Annotated in this window: 1 rRNA gene; it reads right to left on the bottom strand. The window is 56.8% G+C overall.

Annotation, left to right across the window (positions count from 1 at the left end):
• Nucleotides 1–6: 6 nt before the first annotated feature.
• A 23S ribosomal RNA gene (locus AB0B96_RS40870) occupies nucleotides 7–1,032 on the bottom strand; the annotation flags it as partial.

Genomic DNA, 1,032 nt, shown 5'->3' with positions numbered 1-1,032 from the left:
TGCTTTGTGGTCAAGTCCTCGGCCTATTAGTACTGGTCAGCTCCACACATTACTGCGCTTCCACTTCCAGCCTATCAACCCGGTCGTCTACCGGGAGCCTTACCCACTCTCGTGGTGGGAGACCTCATCTCAAGGCGAGCTTCCCGCTTAGATGCTTTCAGCGGTTATCCCTTCCGAACGTAGCCAACCAGCCGTGCTCCTGGCGGAACAACTGGCACACCAGAGGTTCGTCCGTCCCGGTCCTCTCGTACTAGGGACAGCTCCTTTCAAGTCTCCTGCGCGCGCAGCGGATAGGGACCGAACTGTCTCGCGACGTTCTAAACCCAGCTCGCGTACCGCTTTAATGGGCGAACAGCCCAACCCTTGGGACCTACTCCAGCCCCAGGATGCGACGAGCCGACATCGAGGTGCCAAACCATCCCGTCGATATGGACTCTTGGGGAAGATCAGCCTGTTATCCCCGGGGTACCTTTTAGCCGTTGAGCGACGGCGCTTCCACATGCCACCGCCGGATCACTAGTCCCAGCTTTCGCTCCTGCTCGACCCGTCGGTCTCACAGTCAAGCTCCCTTGTGCACTTACACTCGACACCTGATTGCCAACCAGGCTGAGGGAACCTTTGGGCGCCTCCGTTACTCTTTAGGAGGCAACCGCCCCAGTTAAACTACCCACCAGACACTGTCCCTGATCCGGATCACGGACCGAAGTTAGACGTTCAAAACGACCAGAGTGGTATTTCACCAATGACTCCACCCCCACTAGCGTGAAGGCTTCACCGTCTCCCACCTATCCTACACAAGACGCTCCAAACGCCAATGTCAAGCTATAGTGAAGGTCCCGGGGTCTTTCCGTCCTGCTGCGCGTAACGAGCATCTTTACTCGTAGTGCAATTTCGCCGGGTCTGCGGTTGAGACAGCGGGGAAGTCGTTACGCCATTCGTGCAGGTCGGAACTTACCCGACAAGGAATTTCGCTACCTTAGGATGGTTATAGTTACCACCGCCGTTTACTGGCGCTTAAGTTCTCAGCTTCGC

This window comes from Streptosporangium sp. NPDC049046, from assembly GCF_040649155.1.
In the GTDB taxonomy this organism is placed as follows: Bacteria; Actinomycetota; Actinomycetes; order Streptosporangiales; family Streptosporangiaceae; genus Streptosporangium.
This window is presented reverse-complemented; position numbering and strand designations above follow the sequence as displayed.